The 1,993-nt window shown below is 46.4% G+C and carries 1 protein-coding gene; it reads left to right on the top strand.

Annotated elements, in window-relative coordinates:
• Positions 1 to 1,993: Ig-like domain-containing protein (locus tag DFQ05_RS13610; RefSeq protein WP_199221990.1), on the top strand; the 1,993-nt coding region annotated here is incomplete at both ends.

Below are 1,993 nucleotides of genomic sequence, written 5' to 3'. Positions count from 1 at the left end.
ATTCCACCAGTAGCTCAGGATGATGCTAGTTTAGCAAACACCCCAGGAGCTACTGTATCAGTAGATGTTATAGCAGATAATGGCAATGGCGTAGATGCGGACCCAGATGGTAGTTTAGACGCCACGAGTGTAAGTTTAGTATTACCAGGCGGTGAGACTATGGTTGTTTTAGATGGTGATGGTGATGTTATAGGCTTTACGGTACCAGGCGAGGGTGTTTGGGAAGTCAATCCCGTAACAGGCGCAGTAAGTTTTGCACCAGAAGCAGGTTTTACGCAAGACCCAACACCGGTAAATTATACGATAGATGATAATGATGGAAATGTTTCAAATGAAGCAACCATCACAATAGATTATGTACCAGTAGCGGTAGATGATACCAGTACAGGCAATACGACAGGCAGTCCAGTAAGTGTAGCTGTAACAGGTAATGATACCGATGGCGATGTAGTAGACCCGACGACAATAGTTATTGACCCAACGGATGCAGACGGTGATGGAGACCCAAGTACATTAACAGTACCAGGCGAAGGGACATGGACGACGACTCCAGCTGGCGAGATAGTGTTCACGCCAGAGCCAACATTCACTAGCGACCCAACACCGATTACTTATACGGTAGCCGATGATGAGGGTAATGTATCAAATCCAGCAACGGTAACGGTAACGTTTACGCCACAACCACCGGTAGCGGTAGATGACACCAGTACCGGTAATATGACCAATATGCCAGTAACGGTTAATGTTATCGGGAATGATAATGACCCAGACGGGACATTAGACCCGACGACAATAGTTATCGACCCAACGGATGCAGACGGTGATGGTGACCCAAGTACATTAACAGTACCAGGCGAAGGGACATGGACGACGACTCCAGCCGGCGAGATAGTGTTCACACCAGAGCCAGGCTTTACAGGGAGTCCAACACCAATTACCTACACAATAGATGATAATGACGGCAACACATCTAATGAGGCAACAGTAACGGTAGTGTATGACGCCCAGCCACCAGTAGCTCAGGATGATGCTAGTTTAGCAAACACCCCAGGAGCTACTGTATCAGTAGATGTTATAGCAGATAATGGCAATGGCGTAGATGCGGACCCAGATGGTAGTTTAGACGCCACGAGTGTAAGTTTAGTATTACCAGGCGGTGAGACTATGGTTGTTTTAGATGGTGATGGTGATGTTATAGGCTTTACGGTACCAGGCGAGGGTGTTTGGGAAGTCAATCCCGTAACAGGCGCAGTAAGTTTTGCACCAGAAGCAGGTTTTACGCAAGACCCAACACCGGTAAATTATACGATAGATGATAATGATGGAAATGTTTCAAATGAAGCAACCATCACAATAGATTATGTACCAGTAGCGGTAGATGATACCAGTACAGGCAATACGACAGGCAGTCCAGTAAGTGTAGCTGTAACAGGTAATGATACCGATGGCGATGTAGTAGACCCGACGACAATAGTTATTGACCCAACGGATGCAGACGGTGATGGAGACCCAAGTACATTAACAGTACCAGGCGAAGGGACATGGACGACGACTCCAGCTGGCGAGATAGTGTTCACGCCAGAGCCAACATTCACTAGCGACCCAACACCGATTACTTATACGGTAGCCGATGATGAGGGTAATGTATCAAATCCAGCAACGGTAACGGTAACGTTTGATCCTTGTAATGGATTAGGTACAGCAGATTGTGATGGTGATGGTACTCCTAATAATATGGACCCTGATCCAAATAATCCTTGTGTAGATGATGGAATAACAGGAGACGAAGATACATCTAATCTTATATGGCAAGCTGAAGACTGTGATGGTGATGGCGAAGATAATGGTACAGAGACATCTAATGGTACGGACCCAGAAGACCCATGTGATGGAGGTAATTTAGCTAATGTAGACTTAATGGATACGACCAGCGATTGGTATGTAGCCGATTGTGATGGTGACGGTGTACCAAACGGTACAGAAGTAGACCCAC

It is taken from the genome of Winogradskyella wandonensis, assembly GCF_004346845.1.
Taxonomy (GTDB): domain Bacteria; phylum Bacteroidota; class Bacteroidia; order Flavobacteriales; family Flavobacteriaceae; genus Winogradskyella; species Winogradskyella wandonensis.
This window is presented reverse-complemented; position numbering and strand designations above follow the sequence as displayed.